At 71.7% G+C, this 24,014-nt stretch carries 22 protein-coding genes and 1 tRNA gene; 11 read left to right on the top strand and 12 right to left on the bottom strand.

Going from position 1 to position 24,014, the window contains the following annotated elements; genetic code table 11:
* Positions 1-111 precede the first annotated feature (111 nt).
* Complete coding sequence (gene surE, locus ACZOOI_RS12020; protein WP_465280650.1) at positions 112-1,065, bottom strand: 5'/3'-nucleotidase SurE; 954 nt, start codon at positions 1,063-1,065, stop codon at positions 112-114.
* 426 nt (positions 1,066-1,491) lie between these two features.
* On the opposite strand from surE, the gene ACZOOI_RS12025 reads away from it, so the two are divergent.
* The 6 genes from ACZOOI_RS12025 to ACZOOI_RS12050 all read left to right on the top strand — a co-directional run bounded on the left by ACZOOI_RS12025 (position 1,492) and on the right by ACZOOI_RS12050 (position 7,298).
* Positions 1,492-2,274 carry an SDR family oxidoreductase gene (locus ACZOOI_RS12025; protein ID WP_465280651.1) on the top strand — a complete coding sequence of 261 codons (783 nt, stop codon included), beginning with the start codon at positions 1,492-1,494 and terminating at the stop codon, positions 2,272-2,274.
* Between the two features lie 149 nt (positions 2,275-2,423).
* On the top strand, positions 2,424-3,203 hold the full coding sequence (locus ACZOOI_RS12030; RefSeq protein ID WP_465280652.1) for an HAD family hydrolase: 780 nt from the start codon (positions 2,424-2,426) through the stop codon (positions 3,201-3,203).
* Positions 3,200-5,584 (top strand): glycoside hydrolase family 65 protein, encoded by a 2,385-nt coding sequence (locus ACZOOI_RS12035; RefSeq protein WP_465280653.1) that lies wholly within the window; start codon positions 3,200-3,202, stop codon positions 5,582-5,584. The genes ACZOOI_RS12030 and ACZOOI_RS12035 overlap by 4 nt, the downstream gene beginning before the upstream one ends.
* Before the next feature lie 110 nt (positions 5,585-5,694).
* Complete coding sequence (locus ACZOOI_RS12040; protein WP_465280654.1) at positions 5,695-6,177, top strand: MerR family transcriptional regulator; 483 nt, start codon at positions 5,695-5,697, stop codon at positions 6,175-6,177.
* A complete protein-coding gene (gene trxA, locus ACZOOI_RS12045) occupies positions 6,174-6,521 on the top strand; it encodes a thioredoxin (protein ID WP_465280655.1) in 348 nt (115 codons plus the stop codon). The genes ACZOOI_RS12040 and trxA overlap by 4 nt, the downstream gene beginning before the upstream one ends.
* Before the next feature lie 9 nt (positions 6,522-6,530).
* Positions 6,531-7,298 (top strand): SAM hydrolase/SAM-dependent halogenase family protein, encoded by a 768-nt coding sequence (locus ACZOOI_RS12050; RefSeq protein WP_465280656.1) that lies wholly within the window; start codon positions 6,531-6,533, stop codon positions 7,296-7,298.
* Here ACZOOI_RS12050 and ACZOOI_RS12055 read toward each other — a convergent pair.
* Positions 7,282-8,049 (bottom strand): carbohydrate-binding protein, encoded by a 768-nt coding sequence (locus ACZOOI_RS12055; protein WP_465280657.1) that lies wholly within the window; start codon positions 8,047-8,049, stop codon positions 7,282-7,284. The two genes, ACZOOI_RS12050 and ACZOOI_RS12055, sit on opposite strands and share 17 nt — an antisense overlap.
* A gap of 415 nt (positions 8,050-8,464) precedes the next feature.
* The gene (locus ACZOOI_RS12060) at positions 8,465-10,108 is read right to left on the bottom strand and encodes a diguanylate cyclase domain-containing protein (protein ID WP_465280658.1); all 1,644 of its coding nucleotides are present in this window, start codon (positions 10,106-10,108) and stop codon (positions 8,465-8,467) included.
* A gap of 404 nt (positions 10,109-10,512) precedes the next feature.
* Here ACZOOI_RS12060 and ACZOOI_RS12065 point away from each other — a divergent pair, with 404 nt between their 5' ends.
* Together ACZOOI_RS12065 and ACZOOI_RS12070 are read left to right on the top strand one after the other, a co-directional pair.
* Positions 10,513-11,973, top strand: coding sequence for a class I adenylate-forming enzyme family protein (locus ACZOOI_RS12065; RefSeq protein WP_465280659.1), 1,461 nt, complete (start codon positions 10,513-10,515; stop codon positions 11,971-11,973).
* Positions 11,974-12,137: 164 nt separating this feature from the next.
* The gene (locus ACZOOI_RS12070; RefSeq protein ID WP_465281170.1) at positions 12,138-12,617 is read left to right on the top strand and encodes a flavin reductase family protein; all 480 of its coding nucleotides are present in this window, start codon (positions 12,138-12,140) and stop codon (positions 12,615-12,617) included.
* A 16-nt stretch (positions 12,618-12,633) separates the two neighbouring features.
* Here ACZOOI_RS12070 and ACZOOI_RS12075 read toward each other — a convergent pair whose 3' ends face one another.
* A complete protein-coding gene (locus ACZOOI_RS12075) occupies positions 12,634-13,509 on the bottom strand; it encodes an acyl-CoA thioesterase (protein ID WP_465280660.1) in 876 nt (291 codons plus the stop codon).
* 71 nt (positions 13,510-13,580) lie between these two features.
* Entirely contained in the window at positions 13,581-13,844 is a 264-nt protein-coding gene (locus ACZOOI_RS12080; RefSeq protein ID WP_465280661.1) for a GlsB/YeaQ/YmgE family stress response membrane protein, read from the bottom strand.
* A gap of 171 nt (positions 13,845-14,015) precedes the next feature.
* Between ACZOOI_RS12080 and ACZOOI_RS12085 the strand changes: the two genes are divergently transcribed.
* Positions 14,016-14,089 (top strand) — tRNA-Thr (locus ACZOOI_RS12085).
* A 165-nt stretch (positions 14,090-14,254) separates the two neighbouring features.
* On the opposite strand, the gene ACZOOI_RS12090 is transcribed toward ACZOOI_RS12085, so the two are convergent.
* Positions 14,255-15,280, bottom strand: coding sequence for a LacI family DNA-binding transcriptional regulator (locus ACZOOI_RS12090; protein ID WP_465280662.1), 1,026 nt, complete (start codon positions 15,278-15,280; stop codon positions 14,255-14,257).
* A gap of 236 nt (positions 15,281-15,516) precedes the next feature.
* Between ACZOOI_RS12090 and ACZOOI_RS12095 the strand changes: the two genes are divergently transcribed.
* Together ACZOOI_RS12095 and ACZOOI_RS12100 are read left to right on the top strand one after the other, a co-directional pair.
* Positions 15,517-16,626 carry an ABC transporter ATP-binding protein gene (locus tag ACZOOI_RS12095; protein ID WP_391588179.1) on the top strand — a complete coding sequence of 370 codons (1,110 nt, stop codon included), beginning with the start codon at positions 15,517-15,519 and terminating at the stop codon, positions 16,624-16,626.
* A gap of 1,061 nt (positions 16,627-17,687) precedes the next feature.
* Positions 17,688-18,116: a PPOX class F420-dependent oxidoreductase gene (locus tag ACZOOI_RS12100; protein ID WP_465280663.1), complete on the top strand. Its 429-nt coding sequence runs from the start codon at positions 17,688-17,690 to the stop codon at positions 18,114-18,116.
* Positions 18,117-18,190: 74 nt separating this feature from the next.
* Here the strand turns inward: ACZOOI_RS12100 and ACZOOI_RS12105 are convergent, their stop codons facing one another.
* The 6 genes from ACZOOI_RS12105 to ACZOOI_RS12130 all read right to left on the bottom strand — a co-directional run bounded on the left by ACZOOI_RS12105 (position 18,191) and on the right by ACZOOI_RS12130 (position 23,986).
* Positions 18,191-19,474: a TQO small subunit DoxD gene (locus ACZOOI_RS12105; protein ID WP_465280664.1), complete on the bottom strand. Its 1,284-nt coding sequence runs from the start codon at positions 19,472-19,474 to the stop codon at positions 18,191-18,193.
* Between the two features lie 83 nt (positions 19,475-19,557).
* Entirely contained in the window at positions 19,558-20,535 is a 978-nt protein-coding gene (gene rlmB, locus ACZOOI_RS12110; RefSeq protein ID WP_465280665.1) for a 23S rRNA (guanosine(2251)-2'-O)-methyltransferase RlmB, read from the bottom strand.
* A gap of 137 nt (positions 20,536-20,672) precedes the next feature.
* The gene (cysS, locus tag ACZOOI_RS12115; RefSeq protein WP_391588175.1) at positions 20,673-22,082 is read right to left on the bottom strand and encodes a cysteine--tRNA ligase; all 1,410 of its coding nucleotides are present in this window, start codon (positions 22,080-22,082) and stop codon (positions 20,673-20,675) included.
* Positions 22,083-22,149: 67 nt separating this feature from the next.
* On the bottom strand, positions 22,150-22,659 hold the full coding sequence (gene ispF / locus ACZOOI_RS12120) for a 2-C-methyl-D-erythritol 2,4-cyclodiphosphate synthase (protein ID WP_465280666.1): 510 nt from the start codon (positions 22,657-22,659) through the stop codon (positions 22,150-22,152).
* Complete coding sequence (gene ispD / locus ACZOOI_RS12125; protein WP_465280667.1) at positions 22,649-23,446, bottom strand: 2-C-methyl-D-erythritol 4-phosphate cytidylyltransferase; 798 nt, start codon at positions 23,444-23,446, stop codon at positions 22,649-22,651. The genes ispF and ispD overlap by 11 nt, the downstream gene beginning before the upstream one ends.
* Positions 23,447-23,503: 57 nt before the next feature.
* Positions 23,504-23,986, bottom strand: coding sequence for a CarD family transcriptional regulator (locus ACZOOI_RS12130; RefSeq protein WP_020552233.1), 483 nt, complete (start codon positions 23,984-23,986; stop codon positions 23,504-23,506).
* Between the last annotated feature and the right edge of the window lie 28 nt (positions 23,987-24,014).

Below are 24,014 nucleotides of genomic sequence, written 5' to 3' on the forward strand. Positions count from 1 at the left end.
CCACCAAGCCAGGCACCACGGCCCGCCACCCCACCACCCCAGGCGGGGCCGCCGATCCGGCCCCGCCCCCATCAGCGCGAAGTCACGAGCGCTGAAGTCACGAGCGCGAAGTCACGCCTTCAGACCGGACAGCCGCAGCTGCACGCCCACCGCGTCCAACACGCGCGTCTGCTGCCCCCACTGCCAACCCGGCACCGTCCAGTCCGCGTCCAGCATCGAGATCGACACCGACCCCCGGGCGATCGCGGTGGTGTCCGCGTTGCGCACCGGCTCGGTCGCTCCCGGGGCCAGGCCCAGATCGAGCTTGTAGCACGTGTCGCAGGACGGGTCCTTGACGTAGCTCACCTTGAGCGCGTCGGCCTCGCCCACGTTGGTCGTCTCCACCCGGCCGGTCGGCTTGGCCGGGTAGTTCACGTTGAGCGTGGTGTGCACGGGCAGCACCGGCCCGGTCCGCTTCGCGGTGGCCGCGAGCCGGTCCACCAACCGGGTCGCGAACGCCGTCGCCTGGGCCATCTGCGGGAACGGGTTGCGCGGATCGGCGATGTTGTACTCGGCGCTGAACGCGACCGCCGGGATGCCCTTCTCCGCGGCCGTGATCGAGGCGCCGACCGTGCCCGAGTGGTTCGTGGTCGCGCCGATGTTCTGGCCCGGGTTGATGCCGGTGACCACCAGGTCGGGTTTCTTGTCCCGGAACACGTTCGCAAGGGCGAAGGAGACCGAGTCGGCGGGGGTGCCCTCGACCGACCAGATGCCCGGCTCGACCTCGGCGGCCTTGACGATCGACCCGGGGGTCGCATTGATCCCGGTGCCCTTGCCGGACTGGTCGGTGGCGGGTGCGACGATCACCGCGTCGTGGCCGGCCGCCTTGAGCGCCCGCTGCAACGCGCGGATGAACGGGCCCTGCTGCCCGTCGTCGTTGCTGATCAGGATGCCGAGCCGGCGCGGCGCCTGGGTGCCGCGCGCGTCGTCGCTCGCCAGGGCGACGGGCGCGCTCGCCGCGAGCAGCGCGCCGGCGGTGGCGCCCGCCGCGAGGGTGAACACGTGTTTCCTGCCGAAACTGGCCATCTCGTCCTCCGTAGGCAAGAAGGTCCGCACGTCCGAGGAGCGTCGCACCGTGGGGCTCGACGACTCGGGTCTCGTGCGTGAACGCGTGAATGCGTGAATGCGTGAAGCGCAGCCGGCCGCACGAAACCCGTTACCGACCCGACCGGGACGGTCGAGTGAAATTCGGGTCGAACAACGTGTACGGAGGGGTGAATCGGACGGAATGCACCCTGCGATTCGACACGTGTCAGCCGGCGGATAGCGAAAATAGGGTCATCGGTCGGACATTGCAATGGGCGGAGCCGGGTGTTTCGTCCGGATGCGCGGTCCGCCACCGCGCCGCCACCCCCGTCGCCCGGGTCTGGCCAAAGCCCTTGCCCCGAACGTAATCTGACGGATCATCAGCCAAGTCGACCGGCTCGGCCGGCACCAGTGGGCGGAGCTGCCATGATCCTGGACGGCAAAACCGTGATCGTCTCGGGCGTGGGCCCGGGTCTCGGCCGCCGGGTGGCCCTGGCCGCCGCACGCGACGGCGCCAACGTGGTGCTCGGCGCACGGACCGAGGCCAATCTGGTCAAGGCCGCCGAGGAGGTCGATCCCACCGGCAAGCGGGTCGCCTGGGCCGTGACCGACATCACCGAGCACGAGACCTGTCGGGCCCTGGTCGAGCTGGCCGTGGAGCGCTTCGGCGCGGTGGACGGGCTGGTCAACTGCGCGGCGCTGGACACCGTGTTCGGCGGCCTGGAGGCGACCGATTTCGCCGAGTTGCGCCGGGTGGTCGAGGTCAACCTGGTCGGCAGCCTGGCGATGACCAAGGCCGCCCTGCCCGCGCTCAAGGCCGGCGGCGGCGCGGTGGTCTTCATCGCCACCCAGTCCCAGTTGGTCCCGCCGCCGCAGGCGCCGCAGATGGCCTATGCCGCCTCCAAGGGCGGGCTCACCTCCGCCACCTACGCCCTCGCGCACGAATTGGGTCCGTACCGGATCCGGGTCAACTCGGTGGCCCCGGGCTGGATGTGGGGACCGCCGGTGGAGGGTTTCGTGAACTACCAGGCGCAGGCCTCGGGGGTGCCGGCCGCGGAAGTCCTCGCCGGCCTCGTGGCGCCGATGGCCCTGCCCGAAATGGCCACCGACGCCGACGTGGCCGAGGCCGTCGTCTTCTTCCTCTCGGACCGTGCCAGGGCCATCACCGGCCAGATGCTTCTGGTCAATGCGGGCCATGTGGTCCGGTAGCCGCCCCACGCGTGCCACTTCTGGAATTCAACCTTATTTCGGTCAAAACGTGCTCAAGCACCACACGTGACACGCCATTTCGTCCCGGGTGTCAGCCGAAAAGATCACCGCACGGATAACCAGCCCGCATCGGGGGCAGTAAACCCGCCATGTTGGGGCTGCCGAACACCATCCACGCGCTTCTCTTCGACCTCGACGGGGTCTTGACCCAGACCGCCAAGGTGCACGGCGTCGCCTGGAAGGAGATGTTCGATCACTTCCTGCGCGAACGCGACGGCGCCGACTTCACCCCGTTCGACCCAAGACGGGACTACGACACCTTCGTGGACGGCAAGCCCCGCCTGGACGGCACCCGCTCCTTCCTGGAGTCGCGCGGCATCGAGCTGCCGGTGGGCGACGAGGACGACCCGCCCGGGTCGTCCACCCTGCACGGGCTCAGCAACGCCAAGAACGACCTGGTGTTGCAACTGATCCACGACCGGGGCGTGGAGGTGTATCCCGGCTCGGTGCGCTACGTGCACGCCGCCCGCGCCGCGAAGCTGCCCTGTGCCGTGGTGTCCTCCAGCGCGAACTGCGAGGACGTGCTGCGCGCGGCGGGCATCCACGACCTGTTCGATGCGATCGTGGACGGCGTGGTGGCAAAACGCGACGGCCTGTCGGGCAAGCCCGCGCCGGACACCTTCCTGGCCGGTGCGAAAACCCTGGGCGTGGCCCCCGCGAACGCGGCCGTGTTCGAGGACGCACTGGCCGGCGTCGCGGCCGGCCGGGCCGGCGACTTCGGCCACGTGATCGGCGTGGACCGGGTCGGTCAGGCCGAGGAACTGCGCAGACACGGCGCGGATGTGGTCGTGGCGGATCTCGACGAACTCCTGGACGACGCACCCGACGACCCGGCGAGCGGGCGGACCGCGGCGGAAGGCACGGCATGAGCATCGGACACCCCTACACGGTCGAGCCGTGGGGAATCACCGAACAGACCCTGGACCTGGATCACCTGCCCCAGTCCGAGTCGGTGTTCGCACTCTCCAACGGCCACATCGGCCTGCGCGCCAACCTCGACGAGGGCGAGCCGCACGGCCTGCCCGGCACCTACCTCAACGGCGTCTTCGAACTGCGCCCGCTGCCCTACGCCGAAGCCGGATACGGCTACCCCGAGTCGGGCCAGAGCGTCATCAACGTCACCAACGGCAAGATCATCCGGCTCCTGGTCGACGACGAGCCGTTCGACCTGCGCTACGGCCAGACCCAGGACCACGAGCGCACGATCGACTTCCGCGAGGGCGTCCTGCACCGCCGCGCGTTGTGGACCTCACCGGCCGGTCGCACCGTCCGGGTCACCTCCAAGCGGCTGGTCTCGCTCACCCAGCGCTCGATCGCCGCGATCGAGTACGAGATCGAACCGATAGACGGCCCGGCCCGGATCGTGCTCCAGTCGGAGCTGGTCACCAACGAGGAACTCCCGCTGCCGAACGCCGACCCACGCGCCGCCGCCGTGCTGGAGGCGCCGCTGCGCGCCGAGGAGCACACGCACAACGGCACCAAGGCGATCCTGGTGCACCGCACCGAGCACAGCGGACTGCGCGTCGCGGTCGGCATGGACCACGAGATCGACGGTCCCGAGAGCATGTACGTGGAGACCGAGAGCACCGCCGACCTGGCCCGGTTCAGCGTGACCACGGTGCTCGACCGCGGGCAGAAGTTGCGGATCGTGAAGTACATCGCCTACGGCTGGTCCTCCACCCGCTCGCTGCCCGCGCTGCGCGACCAGGTCGCCGCGGCCCTGACCGCCGCGCGGTACACCGGCTGGCACGGTCTGGTCGACGAGCAGCGCGGCTATCTCAAGCGGTTCTGGGACAACTCCGACATCGAGGTCGAGGGCGACGTCGAGCTGCAACAGGCCGTGCGGTTCGCGATGTTCCACGTGCTCCAGGCCGGCGCCCGGGCCGAGGAGCGGGCCATCCCGGCGAAGGGTCTGACCGGGCCCGGATACGACGGGCACTGCTTCTGGGACACCGAGGTCTTCGTGCTGCCGGTGCTCACGTACGGGCTGCCGCACGCGGTCGCGCAGGCGCTGCGCTGGCGACACTCGACCCTGCCGTTGGCCCGCGAGCGCGCCGCCCAACTCGGGCTCAAGGGCGCCCTGTTCCCGTGGCGGACGATCCGCGGCGAGGAGTGCTCGGGCTACTGGCCGGCGGGCACCGCGGCGTTCCACATCGGCGCGGACATCGCGGTCGCCGTCGCGCGCTACGTCCGGGCCACCGGCGACCGGGACTTCGAACGCGACTTCGGCCTGGAGATCCTGGTCGAGACGGCACGGATGTGGCGCTCGCTCGGCCACCACGACGCGGCCGGCCTGTTCCGGATCAACGGCGTGACCGGCCCGGACGAGTACAGCGCGCTCGCCGACAACAACGTGTTCACGAACCTGATGGCGCAGTCCAACCTGCTGGCGGCGGCCGACGCGGTGGCACGCCACCCGCACGAGGCCCGCGCGCTGGAGGTGAACTCCGAGGAGACCGCGAGCTGGCGCGACGCGGCTCACGCGATGTACATCCCCTACGACGAGGACCTGGGCGTACACCCGCAGGCCGACGGCTTCACCAAGCACCGGATCTGGGACTTCGAGAACACCCCGCCCGACCACTATCCGCTGATGCTGCACTACCCGTACTTCGACATCTACCGCAAGCAGGTGGTCAAGCAGGCCGACCTGGTCCTGGCCATGCAGGTGCGCGGCGACGCGTTCACCGACGAGCAGAAGCGCCGCAACTTCGACTACTACGAGACGCTGACCGTCCGCGACTCGTCCCTGTCGGCCTGCACGCAGGCGGTCATGGCGGCCGAGGTCGGCCACCTCGAACTGGCCCTGGACTACACCGCCGAAGCCGCCTTGATGGACCTGCACGACCTGGCCAAGAACACCAAGGACGGCCTGCACATGGCCTCCCTCGCGGGCACCTGCGTGGCACTGGTCGCGGGCTTCGGCGGGCTGCGCGACCACGGCGAGTGCATGGCGTTCAAGCCGCGTCTGCCGGTCGGCCTGACCGGCCTGGCGTTCTCACTGTCGGTGCGCGGCGCCCGGCTGCGGGTGGAGACCACCCACGAGCACGCCACGTACACGCTGCGCGAGGGCGACGAAATGCCGATCCTGCACCACGGCGAGCGGCACGTGCTGATCCCGGGCAAGCCGATAACCCTGGCCATCCCGTCGCTCACCCGAGACACCCCGCCCGGCCAGCCCACCGGCCGCGCCCCGGTGCGCCGCCAGAGCGCCCCCGACACCCACCCCACGGGCCCGACCCCGGGCTGACGGCCGCCCCACCCGCCGGCCGGGCATCCGCACTCGGCCGGCGCGCCGCGAGCGGTGCCCCGCCGACGCCTCTGGCCTTCACGTCAACGTCAAGGTCTACCGTTTCGGACATGCGCATCGGAGAACTGGCGGAGCGCGCGGGGACCAGCACCCGAACCCTGCGCTACTACGAGGAACGCGGTCTGCTGTCCGCTCGGCGCAACAGCAGCGGGTACCGCGACTACGACGAGGACGACGCCCGGCTGGTCCGCGAGATCCGAGCGCTCCTGGGCATCGGCTTCGATCTGGAGGAGACCCGTCCGTTCGTGGAGTGCCTGCGCGCCGGGCACGACGCGGGCGACGAGTGCCCCGCTTCGGTCGCGGTCTACCGACGCAAACTCGCCGAGTTGGACGCCTGCATCGACCGCATGCAGGGCATCCGGGCCCACCTGATCGCCCAACTCGACCAGACCGAGCGCGCGCACGCCACCGGCGAGCGCGCCGACCGGCCCGCCACGCCCGCCGCCTCGGCCGCCGCCGTCCTGCCCGACCCGCCGGAGCCCCGCTGCGCGCTGGGCCCAACGGCAAGCCCGCTCACCAAGGAGTCCCGATGACCACGAACGTCCACGAAGCCACCGACGCCGACTTCGAGGCCGCCGTGCTGCGCGCCGACCGCCCGACCCTGGTCGAGTTCACCGCCGAATGGTGCGGTCCGTGCCGCCAGATGGCGCCGGTGCTGGAGCAGATCGCGATCGAGGAACCGGGCCTGGCGGTGGCCAAGCTCGACGTCGACCGCAACCCCGGCACCGCCGCCCGCTACGGCGTGTTGTCCATGCCGACCTTCATGGTCTTCCGTGACGGCGAACCGGTCCGGCAGTTCGTCGGCGCCCGTCCCAAGCGTCGGATCCTGGCCGAACTCGCCGAGGTGCTCGGGGAGAACCCGGCCGTCACCGGGTAGCTTCCGGGAATGGCCGCTCACCGGATCACCTTCACCACCGACTACGGGCTCCTCGACGGCTTCGTCGCCGCGTGCCACGGCGTGATCGCCGGCCTCGCGCCCGCCGTACCGGTCGTGGACGTGACCCACCTCGTGCCGCCCGGCGACGTGCGCCGCGGTGCGCTGGTGCTGGCCCGGACCGTGCCGTGGTTTCCGGCGGGCAGCGTGCACGTCGCGGTGGTGGACCCCGGCGTGGGCACCGCGCGGCGGGCGATCGTGCTGCGCGCGGGCGGCCACCTGTTGGTCGGGCCGGACAACGGCCTGCTCCCGTGGGCCGCGCACGCGTTGGGCGGGATCGAGGAGATCCGCGAGATCACCAATCCCGCGCTCACCCTGGCCCGGGTCTCCCGGACCTTCCACGGCCGGGACGTGTTCGCGCCGGTCGCCGCCCACCTCGCGCTCGGCACACCGCTCGCCGAGGTCGGCCCGCCCGCGAGCGACCCGGTCGAGCTGCCCGCCCCGGTGCCCGGCGAGGTGCTCGTGGTGGACCACTTCGGCAACGTGCAACTCGCGCACGCGGTCGCCGACTTCGCCGGCGCCGACCTGCTGCGGGTCGAGGTGGGAGATCGCGCGTACCGGGTTCCCCTGCGGAACACCTTCGGCGAGGTGCCCGCCGGGGAACTCGTCGGCTACGAGGACTCCGACGGTCTGCTGGCCGTCTCGGTCAACGGCGGCGACGCGGCCGAACTGCTGGGCGTACGGGCCGGCGACCGGGTCCGGGTCAGTCCTTCTTGTTGAAGTCCGGCTTCTGGTCGGACAGCCAGATCTGGTCCAGCGAGACCTTGCACTTGTCGCCGGCGGCGCAGGTGAGCGCGACCTCGTTGGCCCCGTCGACCAGGGTCACGTTGTTCCAGGTGCCGGTGACGCTGTTCGGCGTGCCCCAGGACTTGAGGTTGGACTTCTTCTTCGAATCGGTCCCGTTGACCAGGATCGACAGACTCTGGATGTCGTCCTTGGCCGCGGCGTTGACGTAGCGCACCGCCAGGTAGTACGTGCCGGCCTTGGGTGCGGTCAGCTTCACCGTCACGGTCGAACCGGGCGCCTGCATGTCGACCATGCCGCTGCCGGTCGAGTTGGTCACCCCCGCCACCGCCACCGCGCCACCGCTGGGCGAGGCGTCCTCCGCCTCCTGCACCGCGAACTTGCCACCGGGAGCCGTCGAGGGCGCCGAGGACGGCGGCGCCGTCTGCGACGGGGCCGCGCTGGTCTGTCCCGCACCGGGCGTGGTCGGCGACGCCTTCTTGTCCTTGTCGTCGTTGCCACGCATGAACATCACGCCCGCGATCACCGCGATCACGAGCACGATCGCCACACCCGCACCGATCACCGCGCCACGCCCGCCGCCACCGCTCCCACCGCCGTGCGGCGGGGACTGTGGCGGCGGTTGTGCGCCACCGTGTTCGTGCTGCGCCGGAATCGCCGCCTGGGGCTGCGTATGCGCGGGGGGCTGCGCGTAATTCATCTGCCCGACCTGCACGTATTGCGGCATCATGCGATTGGCGGAAGAACCGTACGCACCGGTCGTCCCTGTCCCCTCGGCCGCTTCCTCACCCGGCGCCGGCCGATAGAGGTACCCGTACGGGTCTTCAGGTTCACCGTTGGTACCCGCCGTCATCGGGTAGTCCTCCCTACGTTCGCCAGGCCAATCTTTGTCAATACCAGGCATCACACTAACGGGCGACGGGCGGGGCAAGTGGCGTTGTCCGCGTGACGGGACTGTCACGAAAAGGCCCTACTGATGCGTATGGCGGCCGGGCGCACACCCGCCTGCGGCCCGTCCGCACCACCGGCGCACGACCCGAACCATCCATCCATTCGGTGACCGAATTCACCCGGGACGCCCAAGACGTCCGCCACTGTCAAGGTGGCCCGCGCCAGGGCCGTTCCCCGCCCGTCGGCCCCGCTCAGCCCGCCCGACGCTGGGCCCGGTCCCGGCGACGCTTGTTCGCGTACATGTGCTCGTCCGCGATCCGCAGCAGGTCCTCGGGCTCGGCGGCCTCCTCCGCCCAGCCGATCCCGAAGCTCGCGCCCTCCAGCGGCACCGCCAGGCCCTCGGCCGGTATCGGCACGGACAGCGCGCGGCGCAGCCGCACCGCCATCTCCTCCGCCTCCTCGCGCCCTATCCCGTCGGCGAGCACGACGAACTCGTCGCCGCCCAGCCGAGCCACCGTGTCGCCCTCGCGCACCGCGGCGGTGAGCCGCTCGGCGACCGCCTTGAGCACCACGTCGCCGATGTGGTGGCCGAAGTTGTCGTTGATGTGCTTGAACCCGTCCAAGTCGCAGAACAGCAGCGCGACGCCCCGGCGCTCGGCGGCGGGCGGTTCGTCCACGACCACGACCGCACCCTCGGGGATGCTCAGGATCGCGCCGGCGGGCATCGCCCACTCGTCCGCGTACGGCTCGCGCACCTCGCCGACCGACCCGACCGACCCGGCCGGGACCGGCGCGGTGTCGGGCAGCGCGGCACCCGGGCCGAATCGCGCGGCCAGCCTGGCCCGCAACTCCCGCCCGTTCGGCAGGCCGGTGAGCGGGTCGTGGCTGGCCTCGTGCACGAGCGCCTGTTCGCGCTGCTTGCGGTCCTCGATGTCCTCCACGTGGGTCAACCCGAACCGCAGGTCGCCGAGCCCGTCCGCGACCTGCGAGGTGCGCAGCGAGACCCACCGATACGTACCGTCGCTGCGTGCCAGACGCAGCTCGGTACAGCCCGCCACCGGGACCGTCCCGCCCAGGTGCCCGGCGAGCAGCGGGCGATCCTCCGGGTGCGCCAACGCGCCGAGCCCGAGCCGCTTGAGCACCGGCGCGGGGTAGCCCAGCATCCGACACAGCGCGTCGTTGGCACGCAGCAGTTGGCCCTGTTCGTGCCCGCGCACCCCGGTCATCACCATGCCGCTGGGCGCATATTCGAAGGCCTGCCGAAAACTCTCCTCGCTGGCCCGCAGCGCCAACTGCTCGCGCTCCAGTCGGGCCACCGCGCGCTGCATGTCGCTGCGCAGCCGCGCGTTGTCCACCGCGATCGCCGCCTGTGCGGCGAACATCCCCAGCACCTCGCGCCGCCAGGGAGCCGGCCGCAGGCCGTCCACCGGCAGGTCCACCGACAACACGCCGACCAGGTCTCCCTCGGGCGTGTGCAACGGCGCGAGCAACGCATCGCGCGGATGCCACGCCTCGGGGTGGTCGCCGATCGGCAGGTCGGGGATCCAACTCGGGACGTCCCCCACGTCGGCCAGCCCCGAGCGGTGCCCGAGGAAGCGCAGCGGTCCCCACGGCTCCGCGGCGGCCAGGATGCGATCCCAGCCCTCCCGCGAACCGATCTGGCCGGCCATCGCCTTGCGCAGCTCGTCGTTGCCGGCCACCGCCGCGACCTCCAGGTCGCCGTCGGCGCGGACGAGATTGACCGCAGCGACCCCGAACCCGAGGCCCGAAACCACGCCGTCGACGACGGCTTGGAGGGTGTCCTTGAGGTCGCGCGTGGCGTTCAGGTCGGCGACGACGCGGTTCAAAAGGCGCAAAGTCGCCAACCGGACGTGGGTCTCCGTCTCGGCTGTCATGGGTCTCCCCCAGGGGTCGACGCCGGTGTCTTCTGAACAGATATCGTCCGTTTACCAGAGAAACTGAATCACAGCGGGCTTCGAATTGGCGACGTTCCGTCATCGATCAGACTGTCACTGTGAGCCACCTCACGCTTCATACCGTATCGAGTCGGACCGCCGAGCCGCCCCGGAATCGCTCCCTCCGCCGGCATCCACCGGGCATCGTACGAGGCGGGGGCCCATTTTCGGGCACTAACCCCAGTGTTCGCCGAGTCCACCTGACGACCAATCAGATTCCGAACGGGTGCTTCGCTATGCGTCAGCGAGCTGAGGCACAGTCGATCCGGAGCAAGATCACGGGCGGCTCTTCCCAGTGGGCATACGAAGTCCCTACGGTACGTCCGTCAGGTTTCCGTACGATCTTGCGCGCACGTCGCGAAGGCCGGTACGACGAATACAACGGCGCGTCGAACGACGGGGGTGGGGCGATGACCGGACTGGTCGTCGGGGAGGTCTTCGCGACCGCGGCCCGGGCCGTCCCGGACCGGCCCGCGGTCGTGCTCGGCGAGCGCTCGCTGACCTTCGCCGAACTGGACGCGGCGGCCGAACTCGGCCTGCGCCGGTTGCTCGCCCTGGGCCTCGCGGCCGGTGACCGGGTCGGCTGCGGCCCAATCTCCACCGGTGCGGGCATCGCGGCGGTGCCGCTGTTCGCCGCGCTCGCCCGGCTGGGCGCGGTGCTGGTGCCCGCCGACCCCGGACACCCCGACGCATTCGCGCCCGCCCTGGTCCTGGCCACGGCCGAACAGGCCGACGCGCTGATCGCCGACCTCGACGACGAGGACCCCGAGGACCTGCCGGAGCCGCCGGACGTCGAACCGGCCGAGACCGACCCGTGCCTGATCGCGCCGGCCGGCCGACGCGGCGTGCTGCTGTCGCACCGGGTGCTGGTGCTGCGCTCGCACCCGGGCGCCCTCGCCGAGTCGCGCGGGACACACGTGCTCGCGGCCGACCTGGCCGACGGCCGGACCTGGACGCTCGCACTCGCCCAATGGCACGCCCGGGACACCCTGGTCCTGGTACCCGGCGGCGATCCGACGGCCCTGCGCGCGGCGGTGCGCGAACACGCCGCGACCCGGCTCACCGCCGGCCCCGCCGTGTGGCGTGCCCTGGCCGAGACCGAGGCCGAGCAGCCCACCGCCGACGAGGTGCTGGACACGCTGCGCTACGCCGACACCGAGCCGACCGAGGCCGCCGTGCTCGCGGACATCGCCCGGATCGCGCCGAACGCGAGCGTGCGGGTCGTGCACGACACGCCCGAGACCGGCCCGCTCACCGCGCTGACCGGCCCGGAGGCGTTCGCCCACCCCGGCGCCTGCGGGATCCCCGGCCCGCTGCACTACGTCGCGCTCGACCCGGACGGCGAGATGTGCGTGCGCGGACCGCTGCTGTTCGACGGCTACGCCGACGACCCGGCGGCCACGGCCGAGGTGCTCGCCGAGGGCTGGTACCGCACCGGCGACCTGGCCGTGCTCGACGAGACCTCCGGCGTCCTGACCGTGACCGGCCGGGCGGCCGAGCTGATCCGGGTCGGCACCCGGACGGTGGGCCCGGGCGAGGTGGAGCGGGTCCTCAAGGCCCACCCGGACGTCCGCGACGTGGCGGTGATCGGCCTGCCGCACCCCACCGACGGCCACGTGCTCGGCGCCGTGGTGGTCGCCGAGGACCCCGCCCGGGTGCCGGGCCCCGGCGCCCTGCGCACCGCCTGCGCCGAGGCCGGCCTGGCCGAGCACAAGCACCCGGCACGCGTCTTCTACGCCGACGAACTGCCCTCCGGAGCCGGCCGCCGCGAGGACCTGACCCGGGAGATCACCGCAGGCCGCTGACCGGGGCCGGCTGCACCGCGTGGACCCGCGTGGACCCGCCCGCCGCCGGGCGATTGCACGCCACCGGCGAGGTCGATCCCGGACCCGGCGGCCGGGCCGCCTACCCTGGACCCGTGTCCCAGCCATTGCCGCCGCCCGTCGACGAAGCCGCCTTCAGGGCCGCAATGTCCCGATTCGCCGCCGGCGTGGTGCTGATCACCGCCGTCGAGGGCGACCCCGACGACGGCGGTCCCGTGGACGACGTGGGAATGACCGCGACCGCGTTCATGTCGGTGTCCCTGGACCCGCCGCTGGTGCTGATCAGCCTGCGCCGCGAGGCCCGGATGCGTGACGTGCTGGACGAGCAGCCGCTGTGGGCGGTGTCGCTGCTCTCGCAGAGCCAACGGCACATCGCCGGCCGCTTCGCGATCCCCGGTCGGATCAGCGACCGACTGATGTTCGCCGACATCCCGCACCGCCGCGGCCCGATCTCCGGCGCCGCGCTGGTCGGCGGCGCCCTGGCCACCCTGGAATGCCGCACCCACGAGGTGGTCGAGGCCGGCGACCACATCCTGTACGTCGGCACGGTGCTCGACGTGGAGTTGCCCAGCCCGGAGGGCCCGCCGCTGCTGCACTTCCGGGGCCGCTACCAGAGCCTGGGCTGAGCCCGGCGCAGCATCCTCAGGGCCGCGGGCCCGGCCGCATCAGGCCGTCCGCCGTCACCGAGGCCACCAGGCGTCCGGCCCGGGTGAACACCCGGATCCGCCCGTGCATGCGCCCGTCGCCCGCGTACTCGCTCGCGCATCGCAGCAGCAGCCACTCGTGCGCCGAGAACTCCTCGTGGAAGGTGATGTTCTGGGCCAGCGCCACCGACATCGACCGCCCGCCGCGCCGCTCGATCTCGGCGCGCGGATACGGCCGCAGCGCCACCGGACCCAGGAAGCCCTCGGTCGTCCAGGCCAGAATCGCCCGGGCCATGGTCGCGGTGTCCTCGACCCGCGCGCAGCGCGTCCACAGGTCCAGCCGCGGCGGCCCGGCCAGTTCCGGGGCCAAGGCGGCCGACCCGCCGGCCGTGCGCACCTCCCACGGCAACATCGGCACCGGCAACTCGGCGCACTCCTCGGGCCCCGGCACCTGCACCGGCAACGGGTCGGCGTGCCGGACCAGTTCGGGGCCGCGCACGCCGAGCGTCACGAACGCCCGGTAGTGCTCGTGCGCGCCCTGGCGAAAGCCGACCTGGAGCATCGCCGCCGACCGGCCCTGGTGCAGTCGCTCGACCCGCACCTCGACCGGCTCGGCCGGATCGCCCGCCCGGGGGAACACGCCCTGGAGCGTGTGCACCGCCATGTGCGGAACCACCCGTTCGGCCGCCACCACCGTCTGCGCCAGCACCTGCGCGCCCAGCGTGCGCGGGATCGGGGTCACGATGTTGCGCGCCCGGAAGGTGACCACCGCGCCGGGCCCGCCCGGGTCCGCGGGCCCCACCGGAGCCAACTCCAGCGCGTCCACCAGGTCGTCCGTCGCGATGCTCGGCCACATCGACACTCCACCAGCCATGCGCGCATGATCGCAGCCCGTCGGGCCGCGGCCGGCAGCACCCCTGACGGATCGTCAGTTCCGGATCGGGGTCAGTGTCGCGCACCCCTTCCGGTGAACTTCACGACCAGCGACACCAGGAACGCGGCCACCGCGATGCTGATGATCCACCGGAGCCAGTCGATTCCCCTGGTTTCCTCGACACCGAGCCCGGCGGCGATGCCGTAGCCGATCAGCGTGCCCGCGATGCCCACCGCCATCGTGGCCAGGAAGCCGATCTTCTGTTTGCCGGGGAGAAAGAGCCGCCCCAGCGCGCCGATGATGATGCCGGCGATGATCAAACCAACGAACGTCACGGGTTCCTCCAGCCGGCGGCAGTCGAACAAAACACCTCGACCCGGACTTTTCCGGGCAGGTGTCTCCTGTTCCCCACGATCACCACGCGTTAACGCGAACACACCCGAGCCACAAAGCCCTAAGGTGGTTGCGCCTGCCGGGTGGCCACGGTGCAAAATGGTCCAGTACACGCCCCGATAGCTCAGTTGGCCAGAGCACGCGCCTTGTAAGCGCGGGGTCGTCGGTTCGAACCCGACTCGGGGCTCACGTGGCCACCGGCCTGCGGAAACGCGGTCGGTGGCCGGTTTTCGTTTCGGCCGCCTGGGTGTAACGGCACGCGCCGGGCGGGTGTTGTGCCCCCCGGACATGGAGCCGGCCACGAACCACGTGCCGGCCCCGATGCCGCCGACGATTTCGCCTGCGAATGCGCCTACGTTCGGCGGAGGATGTCCGGCGCCGGCCCGGTGGAGGCCCGGACGACCAGTTCCGGGCGGTAGATCAGTTCGGTACGCGGCGCCCGGCCCCCGCCGATCTCGTCGAGCAGCGCTCGCACCGCCGCCGCACCCATCGCCTGCACCGCCTGGCGCACCGTGGTCAGCGGCGGATCGGTGAACGCCACCAGCGGAGAGTCGTCGTAGCCCACCACCGAGACGTCCTGCGGCACCCGCAGGCCGCGCTCGCGCGCCGCCCGCACGGCGCCGAGTGCCATCAGGTCGCTGCCGCACACGATGGCCGTCGCCCCCCGCTCCCACAGCGCGCCGGCTGCCGCCTGCCCACCTTCGACCGAGAACAGCGACCGCTCGATCCAGCCGTCCGCGTCCTCGACCCCGAACCGCTCGGCGAGCCCGCGCCGAAAGCCGGCGATCTTGCGCGCGGTGGGCACGTACCGCTCCGGTCCGACGGCGAGCCCGATCGCGGTGTGCCGCAGCGAGGCCAGGTGCCCTATCGCCAACTCCACCGCGACCGCCTCGTCGCTGGAGATGAACGGCGCGTCCACGCCCGGCGCGAAGCCGTTGACGAACACCATCGGCAGGCCGCGCTCGACCAGGCGCAGGTAGCGGGACAGGTCCGCGCCGGAGTCCGAGTGCAGACCGGAGACGAACACGATCCCGGACACCCCGCGTTCCAGGAGCAGTTCGGTGTAGTCGTCCTCGGTGACCCCGCCCGGGGTCTGCGTGCACAACACCGGCGTGTACCCGTGATGCGCCAACGCCCGCTCGATGACCTGCGCGAACGCCGGGAAGATCGGGTTGTCCAACTCCGGGAGCATCAACCCGACCAGGCCGGCGCTGCGGCGCCGAAGCCGGGCGGGCCGTTCGTATCCGAGCACGTCGAGTGCGGTCAGGACGGCCCGCCGAGTGTCGTCCGCGACTCCGGGTTTGCTGTTGAGCACCCGGCTCACGGTCGCCTCGCTGACCCCTGCCTGCGTTGCGATGTCCGCCAGCCGAGCCTTCATGCCCCGCAGCCTAGTGAGACTTTCAGCAGGATTTCGCAGGGCTTTGCGGGTCACGCAAAACATTTCCGGCGATCCCGACTGCTGACAGATCCCGTGCGCCCGGGTACGGTGATCGCAGTCCGTCAAGAATGGACTAGACCACTTGCCCAGCGCGACACACGGGCAATCAGCACCGGGTACTTCACCCTCCACTCGGATCGTCCGGCACGTTCCTGCCGGTGGAAGGACACATCACCATGGCCACGGTCAGCTACAAGCAGGCGACCTGTACCTACAAGGGCGCCGAGCGCCCGTCCGTCAACGCGCTGGACCTGGAGATCGCGGACGGCGAGTTCCTGGTTCTGGTCGGTCCCTCCGGCTGCGGAAAGTCCACCTCCCTGCGCATGCTCGCGGGTCTCGAGGAGGTCACCGGCGGCTCGATCCACATCGGCGACCGCGAGGTCACCAACCTGGAGCCCAAGGACCGCGACATCGCGATGGTGTTCCAGAACTACGCGCTGTACCCGCACATGACGGTCGCCGAGAACATGGGCTTCGCGCTCAAGATCGCCGGCATCGACAAGAAGCAGATCCGCGCGAAGGTCGAAGAGGCCGCGAAGATCCTCGACCTCACCGAGTACCTGGACCGCAAGCCGAAGGCGCTCTCCGGCGGTCAGCGCCAGCGCGTCGCGATGGGCCGCGCGATCGTCCGCGAGCCGCAGGTCTTCCTGATGGACGAGCCGCTGTCCAACCTGGACGCCAAGCTCCGCGTGCAGACCCGTACCCAGATCGCCGGCCTGCAGCGCCGCCTGGGCATCACCACCGTGTACGTCACGCACGACCAGGTCGAGGCGATGACCATGGGCGACCGCGTCGCGGTGCTCAAGGACGGTCTGCTCCAGCAGGTGGACACCCCGCGCAACATGTACGACCGCCCGGCCAACGTGTTCGTGGCCGGCTTCATCGGCTCGCCCGCGATGAACCTGATCGAGGTCGACCTCGCCGAGGACGGCATCCGCTTCGGCGACGCGGTCGTACCGGTCTCCCGCGAGGCCCGCGAGGCGGCCGTCGCCGAAGGCGCGAAGAAGGTCACCCTGGGCGTGCGCCCCGAGCACCTGAAGATCAACTCGGCCGAGGGCCTGTCCAAGGACAGCAAGGGCCTCGCGGTCTCGGTGGACGTGGTCGAGGAACTCGGCTCGGACGCCTTCGTCTACGGCTCGGTCACCATCGACGGCGAGACCAAGCCCCTGGTCGTCCGCGTGCCCGGCCGTGACGTGCCGGAGAAGGGCGGCGTCCTGCACGTCGTCCCGACCGGCGGCGAGACGCACCTGTTCTCGACGAAGACCGGCGAGCGACTGCACGACTGATTGGATTGTTGGGGGATTGGTCGCGGGTCTGCGCGGGGCGCGGGTCCTGCGCGGGTGCGCGGGGCGCGGATCTGACGAGGGCGGTCGACCGGGGCGTGTGCGCCACGAACCCGGTCGACCGGAGTCGGGGCGTCACGAACCAGGGTGACCGGAGTCGGGGCGTCACGAGCCTGGTCGGCCGGGGGGATGGACGGCGAACTCGGGCGACCGGAGACGCGGGCACCACGAACCTGGTCGAGCGGGGATGGAGCACGAACCCGCCCTACCGGAGTCGCGGGCGCCACGAACCGGGCGTGCGCGCCACGAACCGGGTCGGCCGGAGTCGTGGGCGCAACGAGCCCGGTCCACGGGGCGTGCGCGCCACGAACCCGGGCCGACTAGAGGCGCCACGAACCCGGGCCGACCAGAGTCGGGGGCATCACGAACCCGGCCCACCGAAGTCGCGGGCGCCACGAATCCGGGCGACCGGAGTCGGGGGCATCACGAACCCCGGCAACCGAAGTCACGGGCGCAACGAGCCTGGGTGATGGAGTCGGGGGTGCGGCGAGCCCGGCCCACCGGAGTCGAGGGTGCCGCGAAACCGGGCGGCCGGAGTCGCGGGTGCGGCGAGCCTGGCCCACCGACGTCGAGGGCACTGCGAAACCGGGCGGCCGGAGTCGGGGGTGCGGCGTTGCTGCTTGTTGGGCGCCTTCGGCGCCGGCTCGCGAGGCACCACTTTTTTCTCTCCCCCGCTTCGCTCCTCCGAGAAAAAAGTGGCCCCTCGCTCGTGACTTCGTGTCCCTGCGCTTCGCTCCGGGTCACGAAGTCTTGGTTTTGCGGCTCCGCCGCTCTCCGCGCTTCGCGCGTCGATCGCGTGGGGGGCGCGGGTCGGGGGCGCTGACGCGCCGGGGGTTTGGAGGAGTGGGGAGGCGGGTCGGGGGTCGGGGGTGGGGCTCGGGGGTGGGGCTCGGCTTGGGGCATTGGCGGGTTTGGGCCTCGAACCGCGGCCTTGCGCCGGTCCCGGGCGGTCGGGGCTGGTGGCGTTGGATCGGATTCGGGGTGGGAGCGGGCAGACTCGGGGGATGGAGCGGATGACCGAGAGCCAATGGCGGGCCTTTTTGTTGGCCGGGCCGCGTACCGGGAAGCTGGCCACCGTACGGGTCGACGGACGACCGCACGTGGCGCCGATCTGGTTCGATCTCGACGATCGGGGCGACACCGTCGAACTCGTCTTCACCACGTTCGCGTCCTCGGTCAAGGGTCGTAACCTCGCCAACGACCCGCGGGTGAGCCTGTGTGTGGACGACGACCGGCCGCCGTATGCGTACGTCGTGGTCGAGGGTGAGGCTCGGATCTCGGCGGATCCGGCCGACCTGCGGATCTGGCCGAGTCGCATCGCCGCGCGGTACATGGGCGCGGACAAGGTGGTCGACCGGGAGCCGGTCGACGGCGAACAGGTCGTCCATGTGCACATCCACCACGTGGTCGCGGACCGGAACATCACCGGCTGACCGCGACCGGACAGGACACGGCGCCGGGGCCCGCATCGTGTGCGGGCCCCGGCGCCGTGTCGTGCTTTCGGGGGTCAGCCGAGCAGGCCGCCCAGCGGTTTGCCGGCGCCGGGGCCGGGGGCGCCCACGCCGGAGGAACCCGCGGTCGAGCCCGTGGAGCCGGCCGGCCCGGCGGCCGGCGTCGAGGGCCGGGCCGACTTCTTCTCCGTACCGCCCTCGGGGGAGGCCGACTTGGCCGTGCCCGTGCCGGTCCTGATGGTGGGCGGCGGGGTGTTCGTCGCGCGCGGCGTGTTCTGCGGCTGCGCGTTCTCCCGGCCGCCCGGCGCGGGCGCCGCCGAGGGCTCGGTCACCGGCGGCCGCGGTTGGGTCGCCACCGCACCGCCGGGCTGCCCGGTCGCGGGAGCGGCCGGGGCCATGGAGGCGGCGGGTCCCTCTTGGTCGCCGACCCTGCCGGTGTCCGACTCGTCGAGTTGCCGGTGACCGCCGCCGAGCAACGACCCGGCGAGCAGCGTCGCGCCGACCCCCGCGCAGGCGAGCATCGAGCCGTAGCCGAGCTTGCGCCGCCGGGCCCGCACGGGAGTGATGATCGGGCCGCGCCAGGTGCGCAGCGACAACCACGCGTCCGCCGAGTACATCGGCGCTCCCGCCAGCGCCAGTGGGCTGAACGCGGCCAGGAAGACCACGTAGGGCGCGTGATAGGGCGAGGAGCCGGTGCCCACCGCGATCAGCACGCCCAGCGACAGGAGCATGCCGAGCAGGCCCGCGAGCCGGGTCCACAACCCCAGCATGACCGCGAAGCCGACTACCACCTGCCCGAACGCGAACAGCAGGCCGGCCGCGATCGCGTGGTCGGCGGCCAGGTCCATCACCGACGGCGACAGGCTGCCCTCGCGCAGCACTCCGATCCGATGCCCGAACGAGTCGGTCGAGCTCGGGTCCAGGAAGCCCGGTGCGTAGAGCTTGCGCAGCCCCTCGACGAGGAACGCCCCGCCCAGGAACAGTCGCAGCGGCAACAGCACCGTGCCGCTTTGGAGGGTCGCCCGGCGCGCGTGCGCGGGCACCGGCGTCGCGGTGCCGTCCCGCTCACGCCCGGCGCCCGGCTCGCGACGCGCCGGCGGCACCCGCCGCCGGGGGGCGTCGTCCCGGATCACCGGCAGCCGTGTGGTGGCGTCGTCCGCCGCTCCACCCGCTCCGGGCGCGGGCTTGCCGGCGCCGCCGGTCCGGGGACCGCCGATCACCACCCGCAAGGTCTTCGTGGGAGTGGCGAGCGACGCCGGATCGCCGGGGTCGCGCACCGCCGAGGGCGAGGGCAACAGCCCGACAGCACCGCCGAAGCTGCCTTCCGTTCTGGTGTCCACGCATCAATAACCGCGCGAGGTCCCCCGAGGATGCGGCCCTTCGCGTATTACCCGATGTGGGCCCATACCGCCCCCGTGCAGCGCTACACTGCGCGCCGCCTGGCCACCTCGTAGAGCACGATGCTCGCCGCGACACCGGCGTTGAGCGACTCGTTGCCGCCCGCCATCGGGATCCGCACGGTGATGTCGCAGGTCTCCTGGACCAGCCGGCCCAGGCCCTTGCCCTCGGAACCGACGACCACCACGATCGGGTCGGTCGCCGCGGCCAGTTCCTCCAGCGAGATGTCCCCGTCGGCGGCGAGGCCGACCACGGTCAGGCCCGCCTTCTTGTACGCCTCCAGGGCGCGGGTCAGGTTGGCCGCGCGGGCCACCGGCACCCGGGTGGCCGCCCCCGCCGAGGACTTCCAGGCGCCCGCGGTCATCCCGGCCGCCCGCCGCTCCGGCACGACCACGCCGTGGCCGCCGAAGGCCGCCGCGGAGCGGATCACCGCACCGAGGTTGCGCGGGTCGGTGACGCTGTCGAGCGCGACGATGATCGGCGTCTCGCCGCGCTCGTGCGCCTCGACCACCAGGTCGTCCGGGTGCGCGTACTCGTACGGCGGCATCTGGAGCACCAGGCCCTGGTGGATCGCGCCGTCGGTCATCCGGTCCAGCTCGGGACGCGGGATCTCCATCAGCGGGATGCCCCGGACGTTGGCGATCTTCATCGCCTCGCGCACCCGGTCGTCGCTGTCGATGTACTGCGCGATGAACAGCGACGTGGCCGGTGCGTCGGCGCGCAGCACCTCGAGCACCGAGTTGCGACCCGCGACCAGCTCGTTCGAGCTCTTGCCGCCACGTCCGGGACGACCGCCGGGAGCCCGGCGGGCGGCCGGCGCCGCGGCCTTGCGCTTGGCGGCGGCGTTGGCGGCGCGCTGCTTGGCGTGCCCCTTGCGCATCTCCGCGGGCGGCGTCGGCCCCTTGCCCTTGAGCGCCCGGCGGCTGTGCCCACCAGTACCGACCGAGGGCCCCTTCTTGCTTCCCTCGTTGCGCTTGTTACGGCGCTCCGTGTTGCCGGCCATGACGGGTACATCCCTTCGTTGCGATCCCCGGCCGCTCCGGAGGGCGACCGCCACTACAACCGTACGGCCGGCCCGCCACCTCGTGGCGATCCGGCCGTACGGCACGTTCTCGTCGGGCCCGGCGGGCCCTTGTCGGCTCAGTCCCGGTGCAGCGTCCACCGGGGGCCGTCGGGGGTGTCCTCGACCACGACCCCGGCGGCCGTGAGGCTGTCCCGGACCGCGTCCGCCGCGGCGTAGTCCTTGCGGGCCCGCGCGGCCTCGCGCTGCTGGAGCGCGAGCTTGACCAGGTGGTCGACCACCCCGCGCAGCTCGTCCGAACGACCGGCCGAGGCGCCCGCCGTCCACTGCTCCGACAGCGGGTCCATGCCGAGCACGCCCAGCATCGCCCGGATGTCCGCCGCATGCCGCACGACGGCGTCCTTGTCGCCCGCCGCCAGTGCGGTGTTGCCGTCGCGCACGGTGTTGTGCACGATCGCCATCGCCTGCGGCACGCCCAGGTCGTCGTCCATCGCCGCCGCGAACACCGCCGGCACCTGCGCCGCCGGTTCGATCACCCCGGTCTGCTCGCCCGCGCGCTCGAGGAAACCCTCGATCCGCCCGAACGAGACCTCGGCCTCGCGCAGGGCCTCCTCGCTGTACTCGATCATCGACCGGTAGTGCGGGGTGGCCAGGTAGTACCGCAGGACCAGCGGCGACCAGCGCTTGAGCATCTCCGTCACGAGCACGGAGTTGCCGAGCGACTTGCTCATCTTCTCACCGCTGAGGGTGACCCATGCGTTGTGCATCCAGTAGTTGGCGAACGGGTCGCCCGCCGCCTTGGACTGGGCGATCTCGTTCTCGTGGTGCGGGAACACCAGGTCGAGCCCGCCGCCGTGGATGTCGAACGCGGGCCCCAGGTACTTGTGCGCCATCGCGGAGCACTCCAGGTGCCAGCCCGGACGACCCTGCCCCCACGGCGTCTCCCACGAGGGCTCGCCGGGCTTGGCCGACTTCCACAGCGCGAAGTCGCGCCGATCCCGCTTGCCGGCCGCCCCCGCGCCCGCGTCCTCCGCCTCGCGCATCGCGTCCGGCTTCTGACCCGAAAGCGCGCCGTAGGCGGGGAACGAGGACACGTCGAAGTAGACGTCGCCGCCGGACGGGTAGGCGTGCCCCGTGGCGATCAGCCGCTCCATCATCGCGATCATCTCGGGGATGTGCCCGGTCGCCCGCGGCTCCACCGTCGAGGGCAGGCAGCCGAGCGCGGTGTAGGCGTCCGCGAAGGCACGCTCGTTGGTCTGGGCGAGCTGCCAGTGCGGAATCTCCTGCATGCACGACTTCGCGATGATCTTGTCGTCGATGTCGGTGACGTTGCGGCAGAACACGACGTTGTTGCCGCGGTGGGCGAACCACCGGCGCAGCACGTCGAAGTTCAGCCCCGATCGGATGTGCCCGATGTGCGGCGGTGCCTGCACGGTGGCACCACACAAGTAGATCGAGACCTGTCCCTCGACAAGCGGCACGAAGTCCCGGACCGTGCGGGTGCTGGTGTCGTACAGGCGCATGCTCACACGCGCAAGCTTAGAGCGTCGGAGCGGCGCGGCGTTCCCCGTTATCCCTCGGTTCGAACAACGATCGTCACCGGTGGACTCCGGTCGCCACCACGAGCGCGGTGGCGATCGCGGCCACCCCCTCGGCTCGCCCGGTCAGACCGAGCCCGTCGGTGGTCGTGCCCGACACCGACACCGGCGCACCGACCGCGGCCGACAGCGCGGCCTCGGCCTCGGCCCGGCGCCGGCCCACCTTCGGCCGCACCCCGATCACCTGGACGGCGACGTTGCCGATCTCGAACCCGGCCGCCCGCACCAGTCGCGCCGCCTCGGTCAACAGCGTCACCCCGGACGCTCCCGACCACTGTGGCCGCGAGGTGCCGAAGTGCGCGCCCAAGTCGCCGATTCCGGCCGCCGAGAACAACGCGTCGCACGCGGCGTGCGCGACCACGTCGGCGTCCGAGTGTCCGGCCAGCCCGGTCTCGCCGGGCCAGTGCAGACCGGCCACCCACAACTCGCGGCCCTCTTCGAAGGCGTGCACGTCCACCCCGATCCCGGTGCGGGGCAGCCCGACCGGGGCGGTGTGTTCACCGGACAACGTCGATCTCCGTACTCTCCGCGCCGATCGCCGGCCCGTCCGCCGCCGCCGCGCGGCGCGCCAACAGCGCGCCGGCGAGCAGCAGGTCGAATGGGCGGGTCACCTTGAACGCCTCTTCCGAACCGGGCACCACCACGACCGTGCCGCCGAGGCGTTCGACCATGCCCGCGTCGTCGGTGGCACCTTCCCCGCCGAATCCGCCGGCCTCGGCGTGCGCGCGCGCCAACACGGCCCGCCGAAAACCCTGTGGGGTCTGTACGGCGCGCAGCAGCGACCGGTCGACCGTGCGCACCACCGTCTCCGCGCCGTCGACCGAGGAAACCTCTTTGACCGTGTCCACCACGGGCATGGCGGGCACCACCGCGTCGGCCCCGTCGGCGACGGCGGCGATCACCGCCTCCACCACCCGGGCCGGCACGAACGGCCGCGCAGCGTCGTGCACGAGCACGACATCGTGCTCGGGCGCCACGGCAGCCAGCGCCAATCGCACCGATTCCTGGCGTGTCGCACCGCCTGCGACCACCCGTACGGGTGATTCCGCAGGCAAATGCGCACGCAAAATGTCCCGGACACCGGCGACACCGTCCGGCGGTGCGGCGACCACGACCGCGGTTACCCCGCGGGCAGCCAACAGCGACCGGACGGCGTGCACCAGCATCGGGATGTCCCCAAGCTCACGCAACGCCTTGGGCGCACCGGGACCGAGCCGTTCACCACGCCCTGCAGCGGGCACAAGGACCGCAGCGTTCAACGAAGTCCCCTCAAACCACCCGGGCGCCGACGCCATGTGGCGTCGACACCGCACCGGCGGATCCGTCCGTCATCGACGGGCGGATCCTACGGCTCAGGAAGCCAGAACCTCGTCGAGGATGGCCTCGGCCTTGTCCTCGTTCGTGTTCTCGGCGAGCGCCAACTCGCTCACCAAGATCTGCCGAGCCTTTGCCAGCATGCGCTTTTCGCCTGCCGACAGGCCGCGGTCACGCTCGCGGCGCCATAGATCGCGCACGACCTCCGCGACCTTGATAACGTCACCGGAAGCGAGCTTTTCCAAGTTCGCCTTGTAACGTCGTGACCAGTTCGTCGGTTCCTCGGTGTGCGGAGCGCGCAGCACCTCGAAGACGCGGTCGAGCCCTTCCTGGCCCACCACGTCCCGAACACCGACGAACTCCGCGTTGTCCGCAGGCACGCGGACGGTCAAATCACCCTGGGCGACCTTCAACACCAGATAGGTCTTGTCCACACCCTTGATCGTGCGCTGCTCGATCGCCTCGATCAGCGCGGCCCCGTGATGGGGGTAGACCACGGTGTCGCCAACCTTGAACGTCATGTGACAGGTACCCCTTCCGTGGCTTTCT

The organism is Embleya sp. L77, assembly GCF_055557415.1.

Bases quoted from the DNA above. Each gene is read 5' to 3' on its own strand.
- surE (WP_465280650.1), bottom strand. From the start codon at position 1,065: ATGGCCAGTTTCGGCAGGAAACACGTGTTCACCCTCGCGGCGGGCGCC.
- ACZOOI_RS12025 (WP_465280651.1), top strand. From the start codon at position 1,492: ATGATCCTGGACGGCAAAACCGTGATCGTCTCGGGCGTGGGCCCGGGT.
- ACZOOI_RS12030 (WP_465280652.1), top strand. From the start codon at position 2,424: ATGTTGGGGCTGCCGAACACCATCCACGCGCTTCTCTTCGACCTCGAC.
- ACZOOI_RS12035 (WP_465280653.1), top strand. From the start codon at position 3,200: ATGAGCATCGGACACCCCTACACGGTCGAGCCGTGGGGAATCACCGAA.
- ACZOOI_RS12040 (WP_465280654.1), top strand. From the start codon at position 5,695: ATGCGCATCGGAGAACTGGCGGAGCGCGCGGGGACCAGCACCCGAACC.
- trxA (WP_465280655.1), top strand. From the start codon at position 6,174: ATGACCACGAACGTCCACGAAGCCACCGACGCCGACTTCGAGGCCGCC.
- ACZOOI_RS12050 (WP_465280656.1), top strand. From the start codon at position 6,531: ATGGCCGCTCACCGGATCACCTTCACCACCGACTACGGGCTCCTCGAC.
- ACZOOI_RS12055 (WP_465280657.1), bottom strand. From the start codon at position 8,049: ATGCCGCAATACGTGCAGGTCGGGCAGATGAATTACGCGCAGCCCCCC.
- ACZOOI_RS12060 (WP_465280658.1), bottom strand. From the start codon at position 10,108: ATGACAGCCGAGACGGAGACCCACGTCCGGTTGGCGACTTTGCGCCTT.
- ACZOOI_RS12070 (WP_465281170.1), top strand. From the start codon at position 12,138: ATGTCCCGATTCGCCGCCGGCGTGGTGCTGATCACCGCCGTCGAGGGC.
- ACZOOI_RS12075 (WP_465280660.1), bottom strand. From the start codon at position 13,509: ATGGCTGGTGGAGTGTCGATGTGGCCGAGCATCGCGACGGACGACCTG.
- ACZOOI_RS12090 (WP_465280662.1), bottom strand. From the start codon at position 15,280: ATGAAGGCTCGGCTGGCGGACATCGCAACGCAGGCAGGGGTCAGCGAG.
- ACZOOI_RS12095 (WP_391588179.1), top strand. From the start codon at position 15,517: ATGGCCACGGTCAGCTACAAGCAGGCGACCTGTACCTACAAGGGCGCC.
- ACZOOI_RS12100 (WP_465280663.1), top strand. From the start codon at position 17,688: ATGGAGCGGATGACCGAGAGCCAATGGCGGGCCTTTTTGTTGGCCGGG.
- rlmB (WP_465280665.1), bottom strand. From the start codon at position 20,535: ATGGCCGGCAACACGGAGCGCCGTAACAAGCGCAACGAGGGAAGCAAG.
- ispD (WP_465280667.1), bottom strand. From the start codon at position 23,446: ATGGCGTCGGCGCCCGGGTGGTTTGAGGGGACTTCGTTGAACGCTGCG.
- ACZOOI_RS12130 (WP_020552233.1), bottom strand. From the start codon at position 23,986: ATGACGTTCAAGGTTGGCGACACCGTGGTCTACCCCCATCACGGGGCC.